Here is a 21,015-nt window from a genome sequence, read left to right on the forward strand (position 1 = left end):
CCGTCTCGGCAAACCGCGGGCCAGCTTGCGCGGACTCACGTCCGCCGCTAGCGCTTGTCTTGAGGCGTGGTTTGGCTGGCGAATATTGGTCTGTCAAGTTTTGAACAAATTGGCCATACCAATATCGCCGAGGGGATGGATCAGATGGTGAAGAAGGCCAAGCCGGGAGAACCGGTGCCGGGCGAGCAGCAGGATCGGCTCTATCGCCAGCTCGCGCGCAAATTGTTCGAAGAGCTGGCGAGCGGCCAATATGCGGTCGGCGACCGGCTGCCGGCCGAACGCGATCTGGCGATCGAGCATGCGGTCAGCCGCCCGACGGTGCGCGAGGCGATCATCGCGCTCGAGGTCCAGGGGCTGATCGAGGTGCGGGTCGGCGCCGGCGCCTATGTCCGCCAGATCCCCGGCCAGAGCGACGCCCCCGGCTTCAACGTCACCGCGTTCGAGCTGACCGAGGCGCGGCTGGTGATCGAGGGCGAAGCCGCCGCGCTCGCCGCCGCGCATATCAGCGATGCCGAACTCGACGATCTCGACGCGCTGGTCGAGGAGATCGCCAGCGACAACCGGCGCGGCAAGGGCGCCGACGATGCCGATCGCGAATTCCACCGGCTGATCGCGCGCGCGACCCGCAATGCGGCGATGGTCGACACGATCGAACAATTGTGGCGGCTGCGCGCTTCGTCGCCCGACATCGCGCTGCTGCTCGCCAAGGCCCGCACCGCCAAGGTCGAACCGGTGGTCGAGGAGCATCGCGCGGTCGCCCGCGCGCTGCGCCAGCGCGATCCGGCGCAGGCGCGCATCGCGATGCGCGCGCATCTCGCCGCGGTGCTCGACCATCTGCTGTTCGCGACCGAGGAGGCCGCGGTCGAGGAAGCCCGCAACGCCGCCGAGACCAAGCGGCGGCGGTTCGCAACGGTGCGCGAGGGATAGCGCCTCCGGTCTGAAGACGCCCCTCCCCCGGACCGATGTCAGCCCAGGCTCGCCGCCTGCCGCACGGCGTCGGCAAATTCCCTGGGCGCCTCCTGCGGCAGATTATGGCCGACGCCGCCGGTGACGAGGCGATGCGCATAGCGACCGGTGAACTTCGCGGCATAGGCGGCCGGATCGGGATGCGGCGCGCCATTGGCATCGCCTTCCATCGTCACCGTCGGCACCGCGATCGCCGGCATCGCCGCGAGCCTCTGCTCATAGCCGTCATAGCGCGGCTCGCCCTGCGCCAGCCCCAGCCGCCAGCGATAATTGTGGATGGTGATCGCGACATGATCGACATTGTCGAACGACGGTGCCGACCGTGCGAAGGTCGCATCGTCGAACGCCCATCGCGGCGATGCGGTTCGCCAGATCAGCTTCGCGAAGGCTGCGCGGTTGCGCTCATAGCCAAGGCGGCCGCGCTCGGTCGCGAAGTAGAATTGGTACCACCAGGATAGCTCGGCCTCGGGCGGCAGCGGTGCTTCGTTCGCCTTCGGGCTGCCGATCAGATAGCCGCTGACCGACACCATCGCCCGGACGCGCTCAGGCCACAGCGCGGCGACGATGTTCGCGGTGCGCGCACCCCAGTCGAAGCCGGCGACGACCGCGCTGGGTATCGCCAGCGCATCCATCAGCGCGATGACGTCGACCGCCAGCGCGGCCTGCTGGCCGTTGCGCATCACGTCGGCCGACCGGAACAGGGTGGTGCCATAGCCGCGCAGATGGGGAATGATCACCCGGTAGCCAGCGGCGGCCAGATAGGGCGCGACCTCGGCGAAGCTGTGGATGTCGTAAGGCCAGCCGTGGAGCAAGATCACCGGCGGACCCTTGGCCGGCCCGATATCGGCATAAGCGATGCTGAGATCGCCGGCGTCGATCCGGCGAAGCGATCCCCACGGCGCCTGCGGCGTGCCTGCTGAGGGCGCCGCCCGGGCGACGCCGCTACCGAGACCCGCCGCCCCGGCAAGCGTGGCCATGCCGAGGAAGGAACGGCGACTATGGTCGGGCGTCATGGCGAAGGGCATATCGGTCATTATCGGTCTCCCGCGCCGCTCGTAGCGGCGCCATGCTGATGAGGTTGCGCGGCGGAGGGGACGACGAAGGCCACGACCGCGCGATCGAGTGACTGGTGATTGGCGTTGGCGAGGGTCAGTTCGACCTCGTGGCGGCCGGGTTCGAGCCCGACGAGGATGATCGGCTCGCCGCTGGCATCGGCCCAGTGCCATCGCGCATGATCGACGGTGACATGGACATGGCCGATGCGCGGGGTGACCGCGAGCGCCGCGGGGCCGAACACCGGTTCGATCCGCAGATTCTCGACGCGATACTGGATGAAGACCTTGCCGTCGGCGAGCGGGCCCGCCAGCGGCGGATCGGCGATGATCCGCGCGGGCGGCTGCGGTGTGGCCAGCGGCACCACCCCCGCCGGGCCGAGCACGTCGCGTGCCGATTGCGCCGAAACCGGTGTCGCGCCGAGCGCGGCTGCCGCGACGAGCAGCGGAAGAATCAGGGGCGAGGACATCTTGTTTCTCCTGTCGGGTGATGGGTCAGGCCAGGACGGCCGGCTGAGCCTTTGCCGACCGATCGAGCCAGCCCTCGACCTGCCCCGCGACCGCCGCCGCGGTCGCCCCGATCGTGCCGGCGGCGGCAAGCATCGCGAAGCCCGCCTCGCTCGGCGCCAGTCCGGAATAGAAGAAGCTGGTCAGCCCGAGGAAATAAGCGGGCGGGCTGTCGAATGGCGCGAACCGGCGCAGGCTGAGCACCAGGATCACCACCCCGGCGACGGCGGCCGGCGTCGCCAGCGTTCCGAGCGACGGGGTCAGGAACCCGATCGCGGTCGCGGTGCCCATGCCGAAGCCGAGCCCGAGCACGAACGATCCGAGATTGGCGAAGCCGGCGCGCACCGAACCACCCAGGCCATAGGCGATCCAGCCGAGGAACATGGCAGGCGGTAGCAGCATCGCGCTCGCCGTGCCGAAGGTCGCGAGCGCCGCGACAGCGGCAACGCCGAGCGAGATCGCGTGGAAGGCAAGGCCAGGTGCGATCGGGATCGTGAAACGGGGCATCGACTGATTCATGGCAATTCTCCTGGGGGGCTGGGCGGCGAGGCATCCTCTCGCCGCCCGCCAGTTCGATGTCAGACGAGTTCGATCACGACATCGATGTTGCCGCGGGTCGCCTTCGAATAGGGGCACGTCTGGTGCGCGGCATCGACGATCGACCGCGCGGTGCCGGCATCGATCCCCGGCAGGCTGACGTTCAGGCGCGCCGCCAGCAGATAGGCTGCGCCGTTGAGGCCGAGATCGACCTCGGCGTCGACCGCGACGTCGGCCGGCAGCGCCACCCCGAGCCCGCGCGCGGCAATGCCCATCGCCCCGATGAAGCAGGCCGACCAGCCGGCGGCGAACAATTGCTCGGGATTGGTCCCTGCCCCGGCGGTCCCCGGTGGCGACAGGCTGATGTCGAGGCGGCCGTCGTCGCTGCGCGCGGCGCCGTCGCGGCCACCCGTCGTGTGGGTCCGGCCGGTGTAGAGGGTCTTTTCGATCTGGGTCATGGTCGTTTCCTTGATTTAACTCGGTACCGATTAGATCGGATACGAGTTAATAAGCGCGCCCATGACATACTGTCAACCCTTCCGATTTAATCGGTTCCGATATATATCGACGATATCGTTCGACCGTTGCAGAGAGAAGCCGCCATGACCGACCCCGCCGCCCCGCCGAAAATGCCGAAACTGGGCGATTTCATGTGCTTCGCGATCTATTCGGCGAACCTGGCCTATGGCCGTGCCTATAAGCCGATCCTCGACGAACTGGGGGTCAGCTACACCCAATGGATCATCATCGTCGCGCTGTGGGAGGAGGATCACCAGACGGTCGGCAGCCTCGGCGACAAGCTGTTCCTCGAATCGAACACGCTGACACCGATCCTCAAGAAGCTCGAGTCGCTGGGCTTCCTGACCCGGCGACGCGATCCGTCCGACGAGCGCCAGGTCATCATCAGCCTGACCGAGGCGGGCCGCGCGCTCCGCGAAAAGGGCGCGCAACGCACGCTGGTCAAGGCCGCCGGGCTAGAGCCTGACGAGTTCGCCCGGACGCAACGCACGGTGGCCAAGCTGCGCGACAATCTGATCGATCACGCCAAATCGGCATAGTCCCACCGTCGCCCTGTTCGGCCTTGTCCTTGCGGCCGTCGGGCACCGGTTGCGCGACGTCGATCAGCGCTTCGTATCGGGCCTCGACCATGGCTTCAGCCGCACGGTCGCGACCAATACCGGATCGGTGGCGGAGCGGCTGACCTCGACCCGATAGTCGCCCGCCGGAATCCGCCAGCTGCGACTCTTTACATCATAATCGGCGAGCAGGCGGGGGTCGGCGGTGACGCTCACCGTCTGCGACGCCCCGGGGGCAAGGGTCGGGCGCCCCCAGCCGACGAGGCGGCGAGACTTGCCCGGCGGCGTGACATAGAGTTGGGCGACGTCGGTGCCGGCGATGCCGCCGCTGTTGGTGACGGCGAAGCGCGCGGTGATCGTCCTGCCGCCGTTCGCCTTCAGTCCGGCATAGGAGAAGCGCGTGTAGCTCAACCCATGACCGAACGGGTAGAGCGGCACCGCCCTGGTCCGCTCGAACCAGCGATAGCCGGCATCGGCGCCTTCGGGAAAAGCATAGTCGAAGGGAATCCGGTCGGCCATCATCCCGAAATTATGCGGCTTGCCCTTGGGCGGCGCCGGCACGTCGGCGCCCGGCAGTTTGGCGTGCGGCAACTGATCGACCGAGGCCGGGAAGGTCACCGGCAGCCGGCCCGATGGATTGACCTCCCCCGCCAATATCCGTGCGATCGCGTCGCCGCCCTTCTGCCCCGGAAACCAGGCCTCGAGGATCGCGCCGACCCGGTCGCGCCACGGCATCAGCACCGGATTGCCGGTTTCGAGGACGACGACCGTCTTCGGATTGGCGGCGGCGACCGTCGCGATCAACTCGTCCTGACCGTCCCCGAGCGCGAGATCGGCGACGTCGCGCCCTTCCATCGACCATTTCTCGGCAAAGACGATGACGATGTCGGCCTGGCGCGCCAACACCGCCGCCGCGGCCGGATCGCTGCCGTCGGCAAAATCGACCTGGGCTTGGGGGAATTGTCGCCGGATGGCGGCAAGCGGCGCGGTACCGCCATAGATGCGTTTGGTGAAGGCGGCGATTCCGTCGCCCTTCTGCTGGATCGCCAGAGTGACGCCGCCGACCGGGGCGACCTGGCTCGATCCGCCGCCATGGGGCACGCCGATATCGGCATGGCCGCCGATCACCGCGATCCGGCGCGCAGCGGCGCCGAGCGGCAGCAGCCCGCCTTCGTTGCGCAACAGGACGATCCCGGCTTCGGCCTGCGCCTGCGCCACCGCGGCGTCGGCATCATAGTCGATGGCGCCGCCCATATGCGGAGGGGCATCATAGACGCCATGCGCGAACAAGGGGGTCAGGATACGCACCGCGGCCCGGTCGACCGCCGTCTTCGAAACCGATCCGTCGGCGAGCGCCGCGACCAGTTCCTTGCCGAAATAATGCTTGGTATCGAGGATATAGCCCGATTGCTGGTCGAGCCCGGCGGCAAGCGACCCCACCGAATGGACCGCCCCCCAGTCGGACATGACGAAACCGGTGAAGCCCCAGTCGCGGCGCAGCACATCGTTGAGCAGAAAGCCGTTCTCGCAGGCATAGACGCCGTTGACGCGGTTATAGGCGCACATCACCGATCCGGGCCGGCCGACCTCATGCGCGATCTGGAAGGCGAGCAGATCGCTCTCGCGCATCGCCGGCTCGTCGATCCGGACGTCGTAAACATTGCGGCCGGTTTCGAGATCGTTGATCGCGAAATGCTTCATCGTCGAGACGATATGGTTCGACTGGATGCCGGCGATCGCATGGCCGGCGAGCAGCCCGGTCAGCCAGGGATCCTCGCTGATATATTCGAAATTGCGGCCGCCACGCGCATCGCGGATCAGGTTGGCGCCACCCGCGAGCATGATCCCGAACCCTTTGGCGCGGGCCTCGGCACCGATCATCCGCCCGCCGGCGCGCGCCAGTTCGGGATCGAACGAGGCGCCGAGCGCGAGCGAGGACGGCAGCGCGGTCGCAACGTCGCCCTTGCGCATATCGGCGAGATTGGCGACGCCGAGGCTGGCGTCGGTCTCCGGGATCGCCGCCAGCCCGAGCCGCGGGATCGCACGGATATAGCCGCCCGAGGCGGGAATATCCTTGATCGAGGCGCTGAGCCGCATCGCGAACGGAGTCGAGAGCAGCGAGAGCTTCTCCTCGTCGGTCATCGCCGCGACCGCGGCCCGCGCGCGCTTGTCGGCGGCGAGGCGGGGATTGCTCCACGCGCCGCTTGTCGCGGGCGCCGGATCGGCGGCCGGCGCCGAGCTCGCGAACAATGCGATCGCGACGCCGGTGGCACCGCGCAGTTTCGACGAAAATCCCATGGCATCCTCACCTTGTTGTCTAAATCGGCCCGCCGTTGATCAGCGCAGCAATTTCTCCACCGCCCGGTCCCATTCCGCGACCAGGTCGAACCCGCGATCCTCGCGCAGCCATTCCTGTTCGAGCCCCTTCATCAACGCGAGCATCTGCCGTGCGACCGCGCGCGGATCGGCGACATGCGGCGCGACCATCTCGGCGAACAGCGCGAGCGCGCCGGCTTCGCGCGCATCGAAATAATCATGCGCGGGATGCTGCGGATTGAGCGCCTCGGCGCTCATCACCGCATAGAGCCGCACCAGTTCGGGCTGGGTGACATTATGCGCGACGATCGCATGCAACGTCCGCAACAGTTCGGGCACCGACAACGCCCTGCCCGTCGCCGCCCGGTCGGCCAGTTCGGTCGCGGCGACGACCGCGATCTCGTCGCGACGGTCGCGCTCGCGCAGCAAGGCGATCAGCAACTGGTCCTTCGACGGGAAATGGTGCAGCAGGCCGGCCTTGGTCAGGCCGCAGCGCTGCGCCAGTTCCTGGATGCCGAAGCCATGATAGCCGCACTCGCCGACGATCCGGGCGGCCTCGCCCAGGATACGCTCGCGCCGATCGAGCCGCCCTTGCTCGCGAATTCCCCCCATCACCATCTCCCTGTCGATACGATATTCATAGACCGACCGGTCGGAAGGTCAATTGACTATCGACAAGGCGTTCGCCTCTTGTGCGAGCCGATATTCGCCGGTCGGTGACCCATCGAACCGCTTGCCGCGGTCACGCCGTCAGGCCGAGGCCCCACCATGCGCGACCCGTTCGTCGTCGATCGGGTCGTCGTCGCCCGGCGCGCGCGGGGTGATGAAGCGGGCGAAACGCGGGCGCAGGCGCCATTCGAAGCGCTCGACCAGTTCATAGACCACCGGCACCAGCAACAGCGCGAGCACGGTCGAGCTCACCAACCCGCCGATCACCGCGACCGCCATCGGCTGGCGGAAGCTCGATCCTTCGCCCAGCCCGATCGCGGTCGGCAGCATGCCCGCCGCCATCGCGATCGAGGTCATCACGATCGGCCGCGCGCGCACCCGGCAGGCGTTGAGGATCGCCTCGCGTTGCGACTGGCCCGCCTCCTCGTCCTCGATCGCGAATTCGACGAGCAGGATCGAGTTCTTGGCGGCCAGCCCAAGCAGCATCAGCATGCCGATCAGCACCGGCAGGGTGATCGCGAGCCCGGCGAATTTGAGCGCGACGAAGGCGCCGATCAGGGTCAGCGGCAGCGCTGAGATGATCGTGATCGGCTTGAAGAAGCTGTGGAACAGCAGCACCAGCACGCCATAGATCAGCCCGATGCCGGCGAGCATGGTGATGATGATGCTGCCGAACAGATCGGCCATCGCCTCGGTATCGCCGGTCGTCGCGAGGTGCACGCCCGGCGGCAGATGACGCATGATCGGCAGCTTGTTGATCTCCTTGAGCGCCTGCCCCAGCGTCACGTCGTTGAGGTCGGCCTTGACCGAGACACGGCGGGCGCGATCGTAGCGGATGATCTGGCCCGGCCCCTCGCCCAGCGACAGATCGGCGACGCTGCCCAGCGTCGTGGTCTTGCCGTCGAGGGTCGGCAGCCGCAGGCTCGACAACGTGCCGATATCCTGGCGATCGGCCTGCGACAGCCGCACCCGGATCGGGATGCGGCGCTCGCTCGTCGAATATTTGGCGACATTGGCGTCGATGTCGCCGATCGTCGCGACCCGCACCGCCTGCGAGATCGTCCGCGCCGACACCTGCAGCCGCGCCGCCTGGTCGGGGCGCGGGCGGATCACCAGCTCGGGGGCGGCGGGCGGCGGCGCCGGCCGCGGTTCGAGGATCTGCGGCAACCGGCGCATCTGCCGCAGCAGTTCGAGCTGGGCGCGTTCGAGCACCGCGCTGTCGTCGCCGGTCAGCACCACCTCGACCCCGGCCTGGCCGAAGCCGGCGCCTTCGGTGGCGATGCGGACGTCGGGCACCGCGCGCAGCAATCCGGTGAGCGAGCGCTGGAATTCGTCGGTGGTCATCGAGCGCTTACGCTTGAGGATCACCGTCATATGGCCCGAGGAGAGCGTCCCCTCGGCACCGACCTGCGCGAACACCCGCTCGACGTCGGGCCGGGCCTGGATCGATCTGGTGACCTGATCGACCGCGCGCTCCATCTGGGCGATGGTCGCCCCCTGCGGGCCCTCGATCGACAGATAGGCGATGCCGGTGTTGCCGACCGGATTGAAGCCGGTCGGCAGGGTCGCAGCCAGCACCAGCGAGCCGATCAGCAGCACCGTCCCGAAGGCGAGCGCCGACCAGGGATGGGCCAGATTCCAGTCGAGCGCCTTCTCGTAGATACGCGGGACCGGCTTATGCTCTTCGAGCGGCTTGGATTTGAGGAAATAAGCGGCGAGCACTGGGGTGAGCAACCGCGCGATCACCAGCGAGAACAGCACCGCGACCGAGACGGTGAGCCCGAATTCGCGGAAGAACTGGCCGATCTGTCCGCCCATGAACGACACCGGCGCGAACACCGCGACGATCGTCGCGGTGGTCGCGATCACCGCCAGGCCGATCGCATCGGCGCCGACCAGAGCGGCGCGATAAGGGGTCGCGCCCGCCTCGATCCGTTTCTCGATATTCTCGATCTCGACGATCGCGTCGTCGACGAGGATGCCGATGACGAGGGTGAGGCCGAGCAGCGAGATATTGTTGAGGCTGAAGCCCAGCATCAGCATCACCGCGAAGGTCGGGATCAGCGACAGCGGCATCGCCAGCGCGGCGATGATGGTGGCGCGCCAGCTGCGCAGGAACAGGAAGACGACGAGCGCGGCGAGCACCATGCCTTCGATCAGCACATGCATCGTCGCGGTGAAGCTGCGCCGCGTGTTGTCGACGGTCGAGACGATCTCGGTGAAGGTCACCCCGGGGTGGGCCTTTTCGAGCGCGGCGATCGCGACCTTGACCTTGTCCTCGGTGCTGACGTCGCTCGCGGCCTTGGTCTTGCTGACCTGGAAGGACACCACCGGGCGGCCGTCGAGCCGTGCGAACGAGCGTGGCTCGCTGGCGCCGTCGTCGATGGTGGCGATGTCGCTCAGCCGGATATAGCTGCCATTGGCGATCGGGATCGTCGTCCGGGCGATCGCCGCGACGTCGCGCGCCTCGCCGAGCACGCGCACGGTCTGCTCGGAACCGCCGAGGGTGGCGCGGCCGCCGGTGTCGTTGAGGTTGGTCGCGAACAGCGCGCTGTTGACCTGGGCGGCGGTCACCCCGAAGGCGGCGAGCCGTTCGGGATCGAGGGTGACGTTGATCTCTCGGGTTAGGCCACCGACCCGCGCGACCTGCGATACCCCCGACTGCGCCTGAAGCGCGCGGGCGACGGTGTTGTCGACGAACCAGGCGAGTTCGGTCGGGGTCATCGCCGGCGCGGACACCGCATAGGTGATGATCGGCAGACCGGCGATGTCGACGCGGCGGGTCGACGGCGGATCGATGCCGCCGGGCAGCAACACCCGCGCCTGTTCGACCGCGGTGCGGACGTCGTCGGTCGCCTTCTGCATGTCGCTGCCGAGTTCGAATTCGGCGGTGGTGGTCGAGGCACCGAGCGACACCGTCGACGAGACATGGCGCAGCCCCGATATGCCGGCGAGCGCATCCTCGATCGGCCGGGTGATCTGGGTCTCGACCTCGGACGGCGCGGCCCCGCTCTGGGTCACCGAGACGACGACGATCGGAAATTCGACATTGGGCAACTGCTTGATCGGCAGTTTCCAATAGGCGACCATGCCCGCCAAGGTCAGCGCGATGATCATCAGCACGACCGGGGTCGGCGTGCGGATCGCCCAGGCGGAAACGCGCATCGTCATTTGGCGGCCCCGATCATTTCGCTGTCCGCACCGCTGGGAATTGCGGCTTCACGATATCGCCGTCGAGGATGAAGCCCTGGCCGCCGGTCAGGATCTTCGTGCCCGCCGGCGGGCCCTGCTCGAGCGCGATCCAGCCGCCCGCGCGGACCCCGGTCTTGATCGGGGTGACGTGGACGCGATTGTCGCGGTCGAGCGCCATCACGCTCGCCCCCGAGGCATCGTAGCGCACCGCCGATTCGGGGACCGCCGCGGCGTCGTGGAGCGCAACCGTCAGCCGGACATCGGCGAAGCCGCCGGGGCGGAGCGCGCGGTTGGGCGCCATCAGCACGCGGGTACGGCCGAGCTTGGTCTGGGCATCGATCTCGGCGCTGACCAGTCGGACCCGGCCGGGCAGCTTCGCCCCCGACGGCAGGATCACGGTCGCGCGCTGACCGGTGCGGATCAGGCCGATCGACTGTTCGGGCACCTCGGCATCGGCCTCGACCAGATCGTCGCGCTCGATGCGGAACAGGATCGTCGCCGGCGCGGCGATGTCGCCCGGGCGGACCGCGCGCGACAATACCCGTCCGCCGACCGGCGCACGGATCGTCATCAGCCCCTGCTTGACCAGCAGCGACTGGAGCGCGGCCTGCGCCTGCGCGACGGTGGCGTCGGCGGTGCGCGCGGCGAGCTTGCGCTCGGCGATCGCCTCGGCCGAGAGCACCCCCGCATTGGCGAGACCGGAGACCCGGTTGGCCTCGGCCGTGGCCTTTTCGGCGGCGATCCGCTGCTGCGCGAGCACCGCGCGCTGTTGGGCGATGTCGGCGCGCAGCAGCGTGTCGTCGAGCTGGGCGAGCGCCTGACCGGCGCGAACCTGATCGTCCTGGTCGACGAACACTTTGGCGACCGGATAGCCCGAAAGCTGGCTCGAGACAGCAGCCTCCTCGCGCGAGACCAGCACGCCCGACAGCGACAATTCGTCGGTCATCGGCCGGCGTACGACGGTCGCGGCGCTGACCGCACGCGGCGCCGAGGCGGCGCGCGCGGTCTCGGCATCCTCGGATTTCTTGCTCGAACAGCTGGCCACCGTGGCGAGCAGGGCGATGGCGATCAGGCGGTAGCGGCGCACGTGGTTCAGCCTCCGGTCTTCATATCGGGGGTCCAGCCGCCGCCCAGGGCCTTGAAGCTGGTCACCGCATCGGTCAGCGTCGATGTCCTGAGCACGACCAGGGCGACCCGCGAACTGCGCCAAGTCTGTTCGGTCTGGAGCAGCGTGTCGAGCGCGACGATGCCGGCCTTGTAGCCCTGTTGCTGGGCGTTGAAGGCATAGGCCGCACGCTGTTCGGCGTAGACGAGATGGTCGAGCCGCGCGAGGTCCGCGCTCAAGGTCGTCAGGCTGTTCTCGGCATCGCCATAGGCCGACTGCACCGCATTTTCATAGGCGACCACCGCCTGCTCGCCGCGCGCGGTCGAGGCGCCGATCTGCGACAGCAGCCGCGCGCGGTCGAGGATCGGCACGAACAGCCCGGCGGCGAGCGACCAGGCGCTTTCGGTGTAGCTGGTCGGGCTCAGCAATTTGGTGACGGTGGCGCCAGGCTGGAGGGTCAGCCGCGGAAACAGCGCGAGCTGGTCGAGCCGCAGCGACCCCGCGGCCGAGCGCAGCCGCTGTTCGGCCTCGCGGACATCGGGCCGCCGCTCCATCACCGCCGCCGGGGTCAGCACGGGCGGGCGCGGCGGCGCCGGCAGGCTGGCGTCGATCGGCAGCGTATCGATCATGCTGGTGCCGCGGCCGAGCAGCACCAGCAGCGTGCGGCGCGCGGTCGTCAGCTGCGCCTCGAGCCGGGCGAGATCGGAGCGGGCGGTGGCATATTGGGTGTCGAGCCGGGCGGCGTCGGATTCGGAACCGATGCCGCTGGTGACGCGCAACTGGCCGATCCGCGCCAGTTCCTGGGCGATCCGCAACGTCTCGCGCGCTTCGACGACCTGCGCCGCCAGTCCGCGCGCCGCGAACAGCTGCGAGGCGACATTGGCGGCGAGGCTGAGCCGGGTCGCCTCATAGTCGAAGCGGACCGCGGCGAGATCGGCGTCGGCGGCGGTCCGCGCCGCCGCGCGGCGGCCGAACAGATCGGCCTCCCAGCTGACATTGAAACCGGCATTGACGACGCTGGTGTTGCCCGCGCCGAGCGATTGAGCCCCGGCCGCAGGAATGCCGCTGACATCGGTATGACTGCGGCTGATCGACGCGGTCGGGTTACCCTGGGGATTATAGCTGGTGAGCGCGCCGCGGCGGACCGCCTCGGCCTCGCGCAGCCGCGCGAAGGCTGTGCGCGCATCGGGAGCCGAAGCGAGCGCCTGGTCGATCAGCGCGGTGAGCTGGTCGTCGCCGAACAACAGCCACCAGCGATCGATCACCTGGGCCGAAGCCGCGGTGCCCGCGGCCTGCGGCCCTTCGAACCCCCCGGGGACCGCCACCTGGGGGGTCGGCAGGCGGTTCGAGACGCATCCCGGCAGCGCGAGCATCGCGGCCAGCGACAGGAACGGCAGGGAAAGGCGGGGTCGCATCATCATCCTACAGCATAGGCCGCGAGGAACATCCGCACAGCGGAATCGGCGGAGGCGTCCTTTTCGGCGTCGGTGAAGACGTCGTTCTCGCCGAACAACAGACGCAGCGGCAGGTCGCCATGGAGCAGGTTGCACAAATGGCGCGCCATCTCGGTGGTGTCGCCGTCGATCAGCATCCCGCCCTTCTGCTCCTCGCGGAACAGCAGCGCGAGATGCGGCCAGGCATGGAGATCGGGGCGCTCGTAGAGCGGACGGGAGATCGCGCGCGACTTGCCGCTCTCGGCGATCAGCAGGCGCTGCAGCGCGATCGGGGTCTCGCCGGTCAGCATCGCCACATAGCCGCGGGCGAAGCGGGTCAGCTTCTCCGGAAACGGCAAGGCCGCTTCGAAATTGGCGCGCAGCGCCGCGGTCAGCGGGATCGCGGCGGCCGCCAGCGTCGCCCCGAGCAGCGCGCCCTTGGACGGGAAATAATTGTAGATCGTCGCTTTCGAACTGCCCATGCGCTGGGCGACATCGGCAAGCCGGGTCTCATGAAAACCACGCGCGCTGAATTCGGCGCGTGCTGCCGCCAGGATTTCGAGTCGCTTCGCGTCGGTCCGGGTGCGCATCGCCGGCCTTTATCCGAACCCATGGGTTCAGTTCAAGATACGAACCGTCATCCGATCGACGACCGGACCGCGGCCATCCGCCAGGCGCAACCAGATCGCTGGCGCGATGACCGGCGGGACAGGCCCGCCGACGCCGGCGGTTCAGGCCTGCTTGTGCTCGGCGGACACCCGCGAGCCCCACAGCGCATAGAACAGGACATAGAGTTCGCAGGCGGCGGTCAGGAAGAAGGACGCCTGCAGGCCGTAGCGGTCGGCGAGCCAGCCCTGGACGATCACCAGCGCGCCACCGGCGATCGCCATGATCAGCAGCCCCGATCCTTCCTCGGTCAGCGGACCGAGGCCGCGAATGCCGAGGGTGAAGATCGTCGGGAACATGATCGAATGGAACAGCCCGACCGAAATCAACGCCCACATCGCCGCCGGACCATGGGCGGTGGCGGCGACCAGCATCACCGCACAGGCCCCGGCGGCTGCGACCGCGAGCACCTTTTCGGCCGAGACCCGGCGCATCACGAAGCTGCCGAGGAAACGGCCGACCATCATCCCGCCCCACAGCAGGAACAGATAATGCGAGGCCTGTTCGTGGGTCAGATTGCCGATCGCGGGGGCCGACACGAAGTTGATGAACAGGTTGCTGACCCCGATCTCGGCGATCAGGTAGATGAAGATCGCCGGGATGCCGAACACCAGGTTGCGGTGCCGCCACAGCGACATGCCGCGCCGTTCCTCGGCGGCCGCGCGCCGGTTCGACGCGCCGAAGCTCGGCAGCGGGAAACGGGCGATCACGACCGCGAGCACCAGCAGCACCAGCGCCACCAGGATATAAGGCAGTTGCACCGACTGCGCGTCGGCGACCCGTTGCGCCATCGTCAGCGTCGCGCCGTCATGGCTGGTGCCCGACACGCTGCGGCCGAGGATCAGATACCCCCCGAACAGCGGCGCGAGGGTCGTGCCCATCGAGTTGAACGCCTGGACCAGGTTGAGCCGCGCCGACGCGGTCTCGGGGGGGCCGATCACCGCGACATAGGGATTGGCGGCGACCTGGAGTATGGTGATGCCGCTGGCGATCACGAACAGCGCGGTCAGCACCACCCCATAAGACGGGATGCGCGCGGCGGGCACCATCAGCAGCGCCCCTGCCGCCATGATCCCGAGCCCGGCGACCATCGCCTTCTTGTAGCCGATCCGCTCGATCAGCCGCGCGGCCGGGATCGACGCGAAGAAATAGGCGATGAACCAGGTCGATTCGATCAGGGTCGTCTGGGTGTAGCTGAGATCGAACACCGCGCGCAGATGCGGCAGCAAGGTGTTGTTGATGACGGTGATGAAGCCCCACATGAAGAAGAGGCTGGAGAGCAAGGCGAGCGCCGGGCCGTAGGCCGCACCACCACCCGATGCGGAGGCGGTGCTGCCCCCCGCGCTTTGTCCGATCGGTCCTGCCACACAGCCTCTCTTGCTATCGTCTTTGCGCGGTGTTGTAGGAGTATATCGACAGCCGTCAATCGTGCGACGGTCTCGGCCTTGGCACGCTCGCAACACGAATTGACGGGACGTCGGATGCAACGCTCCTGGCTGGCCATTCGGCGCCCGGTTATCGCGGTGCGGTCTCGGCAATGCGCGGGTTCATTTGTCGGCGTTTTCCAGGTGCCCGAGCCGACTGCAGCTCAACCGCTGCTGGACTGATCAGCGCTGGAAGATCTTGCCCGGATTGAACAGGTCGGCGGGATCGATCGCGCGCTTGATCATCCGCATCAGATCGACCGCGTCGCCGAGTTCGTCGACCAGCGCCGCCTGCTTGCCGATGCCGATGCCATGTTCGCCGGTGCAGGTGCCGTCCATTGCCAGCGCACGGGCGACCAGCCGCGCGTTGATCGCCTCGACCGCGTGCATCTCGTCGGGCGCGTTCGGATCGATCGCGAAGATCACATGGAAATTGCCGTCGCCGACATGGCCGACGATCGTCGCGGGGATCGGCGAGGCGAGCAGATCCTGCTTGGTCTCGATAATGCACTGCGCCAGCCGGCCGATCGGCACGCAGACATCGGTCACCCAGCCGATCGCGCCGGCGCGCATATTGACCGCCGCATAATAGGCCTCGTGCCGCGCCTTCCACAGCTTCGAACGTTCCTCGGGACGGTTGGACCAACGGAATTCGCTGCCGCCATTGGCCCGCGCGAGTTCGTGGATCGTCTCGATCTGTTCGGCGACATAGCGTTCGGAACCGTGGAATTCGAAGAACAGGGTGGTCAGTTCGGGATAATCGAGCTTCGACCATCGGTTGACCGCCCGCATCTGGACATCGTCGAGGATCTCGACCCGGGCGAGCGGAATACCGAGCTGGATCGACTGGACGACGGTATCGACCGCACCGGCGAGCGTGGCGAAGCTGCACACCGCCGACGAGATCGCCTCGGGGATCGCGTGGAGCCGCAACGTCACCTCGGTGATGATGCCGAGCGTGCCTTCGGCGCCGATCATCAGCCGGGTAAGGTCGTAGCCCGCCGCAGACTTGCGCGCACGCCGCGCGGTCCGGATCTCGCGGCCGTCGGGGGTGACCACCCGCAGCGACAGCACCGCCTCGCGCATCGTGCCGTAGCGCACCGCATTGGTGCCCGAGGCGCGGGTCGAGGCCATGCCGCCGATCGTGGCGTTGGCGCCGGGATCGATCGGGAAGAACAGCCCCTGGTCGCGCAGATATTCGTTGAGCTGTTCGCGGCGGACCCCGGCCTGGACGGTGCAGTCGAAATCCTCGGCATTGACCGCCAGGATCGCGTTCATTTCGCTCATGTCGACGCTGATCCCACCGCGCACCGGGGTGACATTGCCCTCGAGCGAGGTGCCCGCGCCGAACGGCACGATCGGCACCCCGGCGGCGGCGCACAACCTGACCAGATCGACCACCTCCTCGGTCGAATGGACGAACAGCACCGCATCGGGCAGCATTGCCGCGAAATGGGTCTCGCTCGACCCGTGCTGCAGGCGGACGGCCTCGCCGGTCTGCAGCCGCCCGCCGAACCGGACGGCGAGCTGGTCCAGAAACCCCTCGGGCACCGGCGTGCGGATATGGTCGACGGGAACCCCCATGGCCTTAGAACCTCACCGTGCCGCGCACACCATAGCGGCGGCGATCACCCTGCAGCGCGAGATTGCGCGCGATCGCCGCCAAGCCTGCACGGGTCAGCGCCGACTTGTCGATATAGCTCTCGATATATTTCTCGTTGAAGATGTTGGTGCCGAAGGCGGCGATCGAGAAACTCCGACCGAGGTCGAAGGTCACCGAGGCGTTGACGAGATGATAGGAGGCGAGCTTCGGCGCGACCATGGGATCGAGCGACGATCCGTAGCGGCTGCCCTTGGCGACGATCCCGGCATCGAACAGCAGCGCATCGTCGCCCAGCGGCACCTTGTAGCTGGTGCTCAGGTTGAAGTTCCAGTCGGGGGTGAAGATGATGTGGTCGGTCGACACATGGGTCTTCGTCGTCGCGAAATAGGGATCGTCGTTGGTGATCCGCGCGTGGAGCAGGGTCAGGCCGCCATCGATCCGCCAGTTGCTGGTCGGGCGAATATGCGCCTCGGCCTCGAAGCCATAGCTGGTGACATGGCCGGTGTTGAGGTTGATCGCGACGAAGCCGGCGCCGGTGGTGCTCGGCGCGAGCGAATTCTGGCCGATGAAATCGTCATAGTCGTTGTAGAACAAGGCGGTATCGAGCGAGAAGACATGGTCGGCGCCGGCGAACTTGGCGCCCAGCTCATAAGTCCACACGCTGTCGCCCTTGTAGATCAGGTTGGGCGCGCCCGGACCATTCTGGCCGCCGCCGCGCACGCCGCGCGCGACCGAGGCATAGGTCATGACGCCGGGGGTCCATGTCTTCGACAAGGTGACGCGCGGCTGGAATTCGTCCTTTCGATAGGCACCGGCAGTGGCGGCGTTGCTGGCGTCGACCTTTTGATGGTCGAAACGGCCGCCGACCGCGAGGTCGAGAGTCGGGGCGAGCTGGATGAAGACGGTGCCGAACAGCGCCTGCCCCTCGTTGAGCGCGTGAATCGACACCGGGGTGGCGATGCCGCGCGGCACGATCCGGGTGAGCATGTTCGAATCGGTGATCGACCTGTTGGCGAAGACCCCGATCAGGGTCGAGATGCTGTCGCTCCACCGGGTGTCGAAGCGCAGTTCGACGGTTTTCGTGGTCAGCTTCGAGTGAACCGATGAGCGGATGAAATCGACCGGACCATAATCACCGTCATTCGACGCGTCCGAGGTGCGGTGGTTATAGGCGAGCACCGCGGTGATCTTCGTGCCGATCCCCGCGGCGTCGAATTCGCCCTTCGCGCTGGCGCCCCGATATTCGATCGTCGCCAGGCTGCGCTGGTTGGTGCCGTTGTCGAGCCTATGGTCGGTCGGGCCGGTGACGCCGAGATAGCCGCTATTGCCGCCATGGACCCGGTCGTAATTGCCGTTGATCGTGAAGGTCGCCCATTCGGCGGGCAGCAGGCGGACGGTGCCGTTGACGCTCTTCTGGGTCAGCGGATTCTGGTCGCCCCCGGCGAGGCTGTTGGTCTGGAAACCGTCCTGGTGATGATAGGCGGCGCCGACCCGGACCTGCACCTTGTCGGGGACGATCGCGCCGCTGATCGTGCCCGACAGCGACTTGAAATCGTCGGGGCCGGCGAAAGCGCCGTCGATCCGCCCCTCGAGGTCGTTGCCCGGCTGGCGGGTGATCACGTTGATCGCGCCGCCCAGCGTATTGTTGCCGAACAAGGTGCCCTGGGGCCCCCGCAGCACCTCGACCCGGGCGACATCGACCAGCGGGCTGTTCAGATAGGAGGTGCTGGGCTGGTAGATGCCGTCGATGAAGATGCCGACCCCGGGCTGGACCGTGTCGATCAGGGTGGTGCCGATGCCACGGATCGAAACGAAGGCGCGGCCGACCGAGTCCGAGGTTATGTTGAGGCCAGGAACATAGGCGGCGATGTCCTTGACCGCATAGATTTGCCGCTGCCTGAGCGCCTCGCCGCTCAGCGCGCTGACCGCGATCGGCACATTCTCGCGCAATTCCTCGCGGCGACGGGCGGTGACGATCAGTTCGCCCCCGACGCCGGGGACCGCTGCGGTCTCCGCGACCGGCGCGGCGGTCCGGGCGAATACAGCCGCACCGCTCGGGGTCATCGACGCGCAGCCGGCGGCGAGCAGGATGGCGAAGCGCATGTGATCCTCCCCCTCCGGCGCCTTCGGTCGATCCGGATTTGATCAGGCGGACCGGATGTCCGAAAGGCGGGGAATCCCCTGAGCCTTGCCGACCGCCGCATGCCCTCGACCAGTCGGGGCCCGGATCGTCGTCGGCCAGCCGCGTCAGCCGCCCAGCACCGCCCGCAGCCGCGGCGCGGCAAAATCGAGGAAGCTGCGCATCTTGATCGGCAGCATACCCTGGCCGGCATGGACCAGGCTGACCGGAATCGGCGCGGGTTCATGGTCGGCGAGGATGATTCGCAGGTCGCCGCGCGCGACCGCCGGCGCCACCTGGTAGGACAGCAGCCTGACGAAACCTGTGCCGGCGATCGCGGCGTCGACCGCCGCCTGCGCGGTGCTGACCGACAGCCGCACCGCGACCGGCACCATCTGGTCGGCCTTGGCGCCGGCGCGGCGGAACGGCCATGACGTCGCCGCCACCGTCCGGTCGAGCGAGACGCAGGCACGCCCGGCCAGATCGGCGGGGCTGGCCGGCTCGCCCTGCTCGGCAAGCAGCGTGGGGCTGGCGCAGATCACATAGCGCAGCGATCCGACCCAGGTCGCGGTCAGGCTGCTGTCGGGCAGCGCGCCGATCCGGACCGCCATGTCGACATGCTCGTCGACGAGATGGGCGATACCGTCCGAAAGCGTCAGCCGCACGTTGATCTCGGGATAGAGCGCGAGGAAATCGGTGACGATCGGCAGCACATGCCATTGACCGAACAGGATCGGCGCGGTGAGGACGAGGTCGCCCCTGGGGGCGCTATATTCGCCGGCGGCGGCCTTTTCGGCCTCGGTCGTCTGGTCGAGGATGCGCCGCGCCGCGGCCACATAAGCGGCACCGGCATCGGTCAGTGCCAGGCGGCGGGTCGAGCGGATCAGCAGCCGCGCGCCGAGATGCGCCTCGAGGTCCGAAATCTTCCGGCTGACCGTCGGCAGCGGCATGTTGCGCCGGCGCCCCGCCGCCGACAGGCTGCCGCCGTCGACCGCATCGACGAGCAGCGCCATCGCCTCGAACCTGTCCATCTCATTATTCCAATATATGGTAGGATGACTTACAAAAATAGTCGATTATGCAGTTAACTTCAAAGGTTCATATCCAATCCATCGCAGATGGTGGAGGACGATATGCGCTACGGTTTTCTCGACATCGCCAGCACGCCCAGCGTCAAGGCGGCCCAGGCCGCAATGGGCAGTGCCGACATGTGGCGCGACATCAAGACCGACCGCAGCTTCGATCGCTTCACCCCGGCCGAGGCCGCCTTCATCGCCGCGCGCGACAGCTTCTATATCGCGACGGTGTCGGAAACCGGCTGGCCCTATGTCCAGCATCGCGGCGGGCCGAAGGGGTTTTTGCGGGTGATCGACGACCGCACCCTCGCCTTCGCCGACTATCGCGGCAACCGCCAATATATCAGCGTCGGCAACATCGCCGACGACGATCGCGCCGCGTTGATCCTGATGGACTATCCCAACCGCCGCCGGATGAAGATCTATGCGCATGTCGAGCTGCGAGAGCTCGCCGACGATCCCGCGCTCGCCGCAGCGGTTGCCGATCCGGCCTATCGCGCCAAGCCCGAGCGGGCGATGCTGCTCCATCTCGACGCGTTCGACTGGAACTGCCCACAGCATATCACCCCGCGCTTCACCGAGGCCGAGATCGCCGAAGCGGTGGCGCCGCTCCGCGACCGGCTGGCGCAGGCCGAGGCGGACAACGAAGCCTTGCGCGACGAACTCGCCGATTTGAAAGCAAGGGTCGGGGTGCAGGAGAAGGCGGGGCGTGCGATCCAGGATCGACCATAGCGGGCTGGCCATCGGCGGCCCGCTGCGCGAGAAAGGACGGGCCATGACCTACAGCTACACATTGATCGACTCGCCGGTCGGCGAACTCAAGCTCGTCGCGAGCGACAAGGGCCTCGCGGCGATCCTGTGGGAGAATGACGATCCCGACCGGGTGCGGCTCGGCGCGCTGGTCGAGGATACGGCGCATCCGGTGCTGGCCGAGACCACACGGCAGCTCACCGCCTATTTCGCCGGCGATCTCGAGCGGTTCGACGTCCCGCTCGATTTCAACGGCACCGATTTCCAGAAGAGCGTGTGGGCGGCGCTGCTGACGATCCCGTTCGGCGAGACCCGCAGCTATGGCGAGATCGCCCGCCAGATTGGCCGGCCGAGCGCGTCGCGCGCGGTCGGCGCCGCCAATGGCCGCAACCCGATCTCGATCATCGCGCCGTGTCACCGGGTGATCGGATCGAGCGGTGCGCTGACCGGCTTTGCCGGGGGCCTCGCCGCCAAGGAGCGGCTGCTGGGACTGGAGCGGCGCGGCACACTGCTGTGAAGCTGCG

Annotated in this window: 18 protein-coding genes; 4 read left to right on the forward strand and 14 right to left on the reverse strand. The window is 67.8% G+C overall.

The annotated features are described in order from the left end of the window. Positions 1–144: 144 nt before the first annotated feature. Positions 145–927, forward strand: coding sequence for a FadR/GntR family transcriptional regulator (locus AC1RM6_RS27150; RefSeq protein WP_493107174.1), 783 nt, complete (start codon positions 145–147; stop codon positions 925–927). 38 nt (positions 928–965) lie between these two features. Here the strand turns inward: AC1RM6_RS27150 and AC1RM6_RS27155 are convergent, their stop codons facing one another. Genes AC1RM6_RS27155 through AC1RM6_RS27170 form a run of 4 tightly spaced genes read right to left on the reverse strand, consistent with a single transcriptional unit; the run spans position 966 to position 3,520 of the window. Then, positions 966–2,000, reverse strand: a complete 1,035-nt coding sequence (locus tag AC1RM6_RS27155; protein ID WP_493107175.1) for an alpha/beta fold hydrolase — start codon at positions 1,998–2,000, stop codon at positions 966–968. Continuing rightward, positions 2,000–2,488, reverse strand: coding sequence for a DUF6130 family protein (locus tag AC1RM6_RS27160; RefSeq protein WP_493107177.1), 489 nt, complete (start codon positions 2,486–2,488; stop codon positions 2,000–2,002). The genes AC1RM6_RS27155 and AC1RM6_RS27160 overlap by 1 nt, the downstream gene beginning before the upstream one ends. Before the next feature lie 25 nt (positions 2,489–2,513). Further along, positions 2,514–3,044 (reverse strand): DUF1097 domain-containing protein, encoded by a 531-nt coding sequence (locus AC1RM6_RS27165; RefSeq protein ID WP_493107179.1) that lies wholly within the window; start codon positions 3,042–3,044, stop codon positions 2,514–2,516. A gap of 59 nt (positions 3,045–3,103) precedes the next feature. Beyond that, the gene (locus tag AC1RM6_RS27170) at positions 3,104–3,520 is read right to left on the reverse strand and encodes an organic hydroperoxide resistance protein (protein WP_493107181.1); all 417 of its coding nucleotides are present in this window, start codon (positions 3,518–3,520) and stop codon (positions 3,104–3,106) included. 144 nt (positions 3,521–3,664) lie between these two features. Here AC1RM6_RS27170 and AC1RM6_RS27175 point away from each other — a divergent pair, with 144 nt between their 5' ends. Then, positions 3,665–4,120: a MarR family winged helix-turn-helix transcriptional regulator gene (locus AC1RM6_RS27175; RefSeq protein ID WP_493107183.1), complete on the forward strand. Its 456-nt coding sequence runs from the start codon at positions 3,665–3,667 to the stop codon at positions 4,118–4,120. Positions 4,121–4,183: 63 nt separating this feature from the next. Here the strand turns inward: AC1RM6_RS27175 and AC1RM6_RS27180 are convergent, their stop codons facing one another. The 10 genes from AC1RM6_RS27180 to AC1RM6_RS27225 all read right to left on the reverse strand — a co-directional run bounded on the left by AC1RM6_RS27180 (position 4,184) and on the right by AC1RM6_RS27225 (position 19,696). Next, the gene (locus AC1RM6_RS27180; RefSeq protein ID WP_493107184.1) at positions 4,184–6,436 is read right to left on the reverse strand and encodes a glycoside hydrolase family 3 C-terminal domain-containing protein; all 2,253 of its coding nucleotides are present in this window, start codon (positions 6,434–6,436) and stop codon (positions 4,184–4,186) included. 39 nt (positions 6,437–6,475) lie between these two features. Continuing rightward, positions 6,476–7,066 carry a TetR/AcrR family transcriptional regulator gene (locus tag AC1RM6_RS27185; RefSeq protein ID WP_493107185.1) on the reverse strand — a complete coding sequence of 197 codons (591 nt, stop codon included), beginning with the start codon at positions 7,064–7,066 and terminating at the stop codon, positions 6,476–6,478. A 138-nt stretch (positions 7,067–7,204) separates the two neighbouring features. Beyond that, positions 7,205–10,294, reverse strand: a complete 3,090-nt coding sequence (locus AC1RM6_RS27190) for an efflux RND transporter permease subunit (protein ID WP_493107187.1) — start codon at positions 10,292–10,294, stop codon at positions 7,205–7,207. Positions 10,295–10,307: 13 nt separating this feature from the next. Further along, entirely contained in the window at positions 10,308–11,402 is a 1,095-nt protein-coding gene (locus AC1RM6_RS27195; RefSeq protein ID WP_493107189.1) for an efflux RND transporter periplasmic adaptor subunit, read from the reverse strand. A 5-nt stretch (positions 11,403–11,407) separates the two neighbouring features. Continuing rightward, the gene (locus AC1RM6_RS27200) at positions 11,408–12,838 is read right to left on the reverse strand and encodes an efflux transporter outer membrane subunit (RefSeq protein WP_493107191.1); all 1,431 of its coding nucleotides are present in this window, start codon (positions 12,836–12,838) and stop codon (positions 11,408–11,410) included. Then, positions 12,838–13,443, reverse strand: coding sequence for a TetR/AcrR family transcriptional regulator (locus AC1RM6_RS27205; protein WP_493107193.1), 606 nt, complete (start codon positions 13,441–13,443; stop codon positions 12,838–12,840). Before AC1RM6_RS27205 ends, AC1RM6_RS27200 begins: the two co-directional genes overlap by 1 nt. A gap of 141 nt (positions 13,444–13,584) precedes the next feature. Next, positions 13,585–14,886, reverse strand: a complete 1,302-nt coding sequence (locus AC1RM6_RS27210) for a sugar MFS transporter (RefSeq protein WP_493107195.1) — start codon at positions 14,884–14,886, stop codon at positions 13,585–13,587. Between the two features lie 240 nt (positions 14,887–15,126). Then, the gene (locus AC1RM6_RS27215) at positions 15,127–16,527 is read right to left on the reverse strand and encodes an FAD-binding oxidoreductase (RefSeq protein ID WP_493107196.1); all 1,401 of its coding nucleotides are present in this window, start codon (positions 16,525–16,527) and stop codon (positions 15,127–15,129) included. 4 nt (positions 16,528–16,531) lie between these two features. Beyond that, positions 16,532–18,649: a TonB-dependent receptor gene (locus tag AC1RM6_RS27220; RefSeq protein WP_493107197.1), complete on the reverse strand. Its 2,118-nt coding sequence runs from the start codon at positions 18,647–18,649 to the stop codon at positions 16,532–16,534. Between the two features lie 144 nt (positions 18,650–18,793). Further along, the gene (locus AC1RM6_RS27225) at positions 18,794–19,696 is read right to left on the reverse strand and encodes a LysR family transcriptional regulator (protein ID WP_493107199.1); all 903 of its coding nucleotides are present in this window, start codon (positions 19,694–19,696) and stop codon (positions 18,794–18,796) included. A gap of 102 nt (positions 19,697–19,798) precedes the next feature. Here AC1RM6_RS27225 and AC1RM6_RS27230 point away from each other — a divergent pair, with 102 nt between their 5' ends. Together AC1RM6_RS27230 and AC1RM6_RS27235 are read left to right on the forward strand one after the other, a co-directional pair. Continuing rightward, the gene (locus AC1RM6_RS27230) at positions 19,799–20,473 is read left to right on the forward strand and encodes a pyridoxamine 5'-phosphate oxidase family protein (RefSeq protein WP_493107201.1); all 675 of its coding nucleotides are present in this window, start codon (positions 19,799–19,801) and stop codon (positions 20,471–20,473) included. A 43-nt stretch (positions 20,474–20,516) separates the two neighbouring features. Continuing rightward, the gene (locus AC1RM6_RS27235; RefSeq protein WP_493107320.1) at positions 20,517–21,008 is read left to right on the forward strand and encodes a methylated-DNA--[protein]-cysteine S-methyltransferase; all 492 of its coding nucleotides are present in this window, start codon (positions 20,517–20,519) and stop codon (positions 21,006–21,008) included. The last annotated feature ends 7 nt before the right edge of the window (positions 21,009–21,015 follow it).

Source organism: Rhizorhabdus sp. GW822-FHT03C02, from assembly GCF_058801765.1.

Bases quoted from the DNA above. Each gene is read 5' to 3' on its own strand.
- AC1RM6_RS27205 (WP_493107193.1), bottom strand. From the start codon at position 13,443: ATGCGCACCCGGACCGACGCGAAGCGACTCGAAATCCTGGCGGCAGCA.
- AC1RM6_RS27175 (WP_493107183.1), top strand. From the start codon at position 3,665: ATGACCGACCCCGCCGCCCCGCCGAAAATGCCGAAACTGGGCGATTTC.
- AC1RM6_RS27170 (WP_493107181.1), bottom strand. From the start codon at position 3,520: ATGACCCAGATCGAAAAGACCCTCTACACCGGCCGGACCCACACGACG.
- AC1RM6_RS27155 (WP_493107175.1), bottom strand. From the start codon at position 2,000: ATGACCGATATGCCCTTCGCCATGACGCCCGACCATAGTCGCCGTTCC.
- AC1RM6_RS27160 (WP_493107177.1), bottom strand. From the start codon at position 2,488: ATGTCCTCGCCCCTGATTCTTCCGCTGCTCGTCGCGGCAGCCGCGCTC.
- AC1RM6_RS27230 (WP_493107201.1), top strand. From the start codon at position 19,799: ATGCGCTACGGTTTTCTCGACATCGCCAGCACGCCCAGCGTCAAGGCG.
- AC1RM6_RS27235 (WP_493107320.1), top strand. From the start codon at position 20,517: ATGACCTACAGCTACACATTGATCGACTCGCCGGTCGGCGAACTCAAG.
- AC1RM6_RS27225 (WP_493107199.1), bottom strand. From the start codon at position 19,696: ATGGACAGGTTCGAGGCGATGGCGCTGCTCGTCGATGCGGTCGACGGC.
- AC1RM6_RS27185 (WP_493107185.1), bottom strand. From the start codon at position 7,066: ATGGGGGGAATTCGCGAGCAAGGGCGGCTCGATCGGCGCGAGCGTATC.
- AC1RM6_RS27150 (WP_493107174.1), top strand. From the start codon at position 145: ATGGTGAAGAAGGCCAAGCCGGGAGAACCGGTGCCGGGCGAGCAGCAG.
- AC1RM6_RS27165 (WP_493107179.1), bottom strand. From the start codon at position 3,044: ATGAATCAGTCGATGCCCCGTTTCACGATCCCGATCGCACCTGGCCTT.
- AC1RM6_RS27200 (WP_493107191.1), bottom strand. From the start codon at position 12,838: ATGATGCGACCCCGCCTTTCCCTGCCGTTCCTGTCGCTGGCCGCGATG.
- AC1RM6_RS27180 (WP_493107184.1), bottom strand. From the start codon at position 6,436: ATGGGATTTTCGTCGAAACTGCGCGGTGCCACCGGCGTCGCGATCGCA.
- AC1RM6_RS27220 (WP_493107197.1), bottom strand. From the start codon at position 18,649: ATGCGCTTCGCCATCCTGCTCGCCGCCGGCTGCGCGTCGATGACCCCG.
- AC1RM6_RS27190 (WP_493107187.1), bottom strand. From the start codon at position 10,294: ATGACGATGCGCGTTTCCGCCTGGGCGATCCGCACGCCGACCCCGGTC.
- AC1RM6_RS27215 (WP_493107196.1), bottom strand. From the start codon at position 16,527: ATGGGGGTTCCCGTCGACCATATCCGCACGCCGGTGCCCGAGGGGTTT.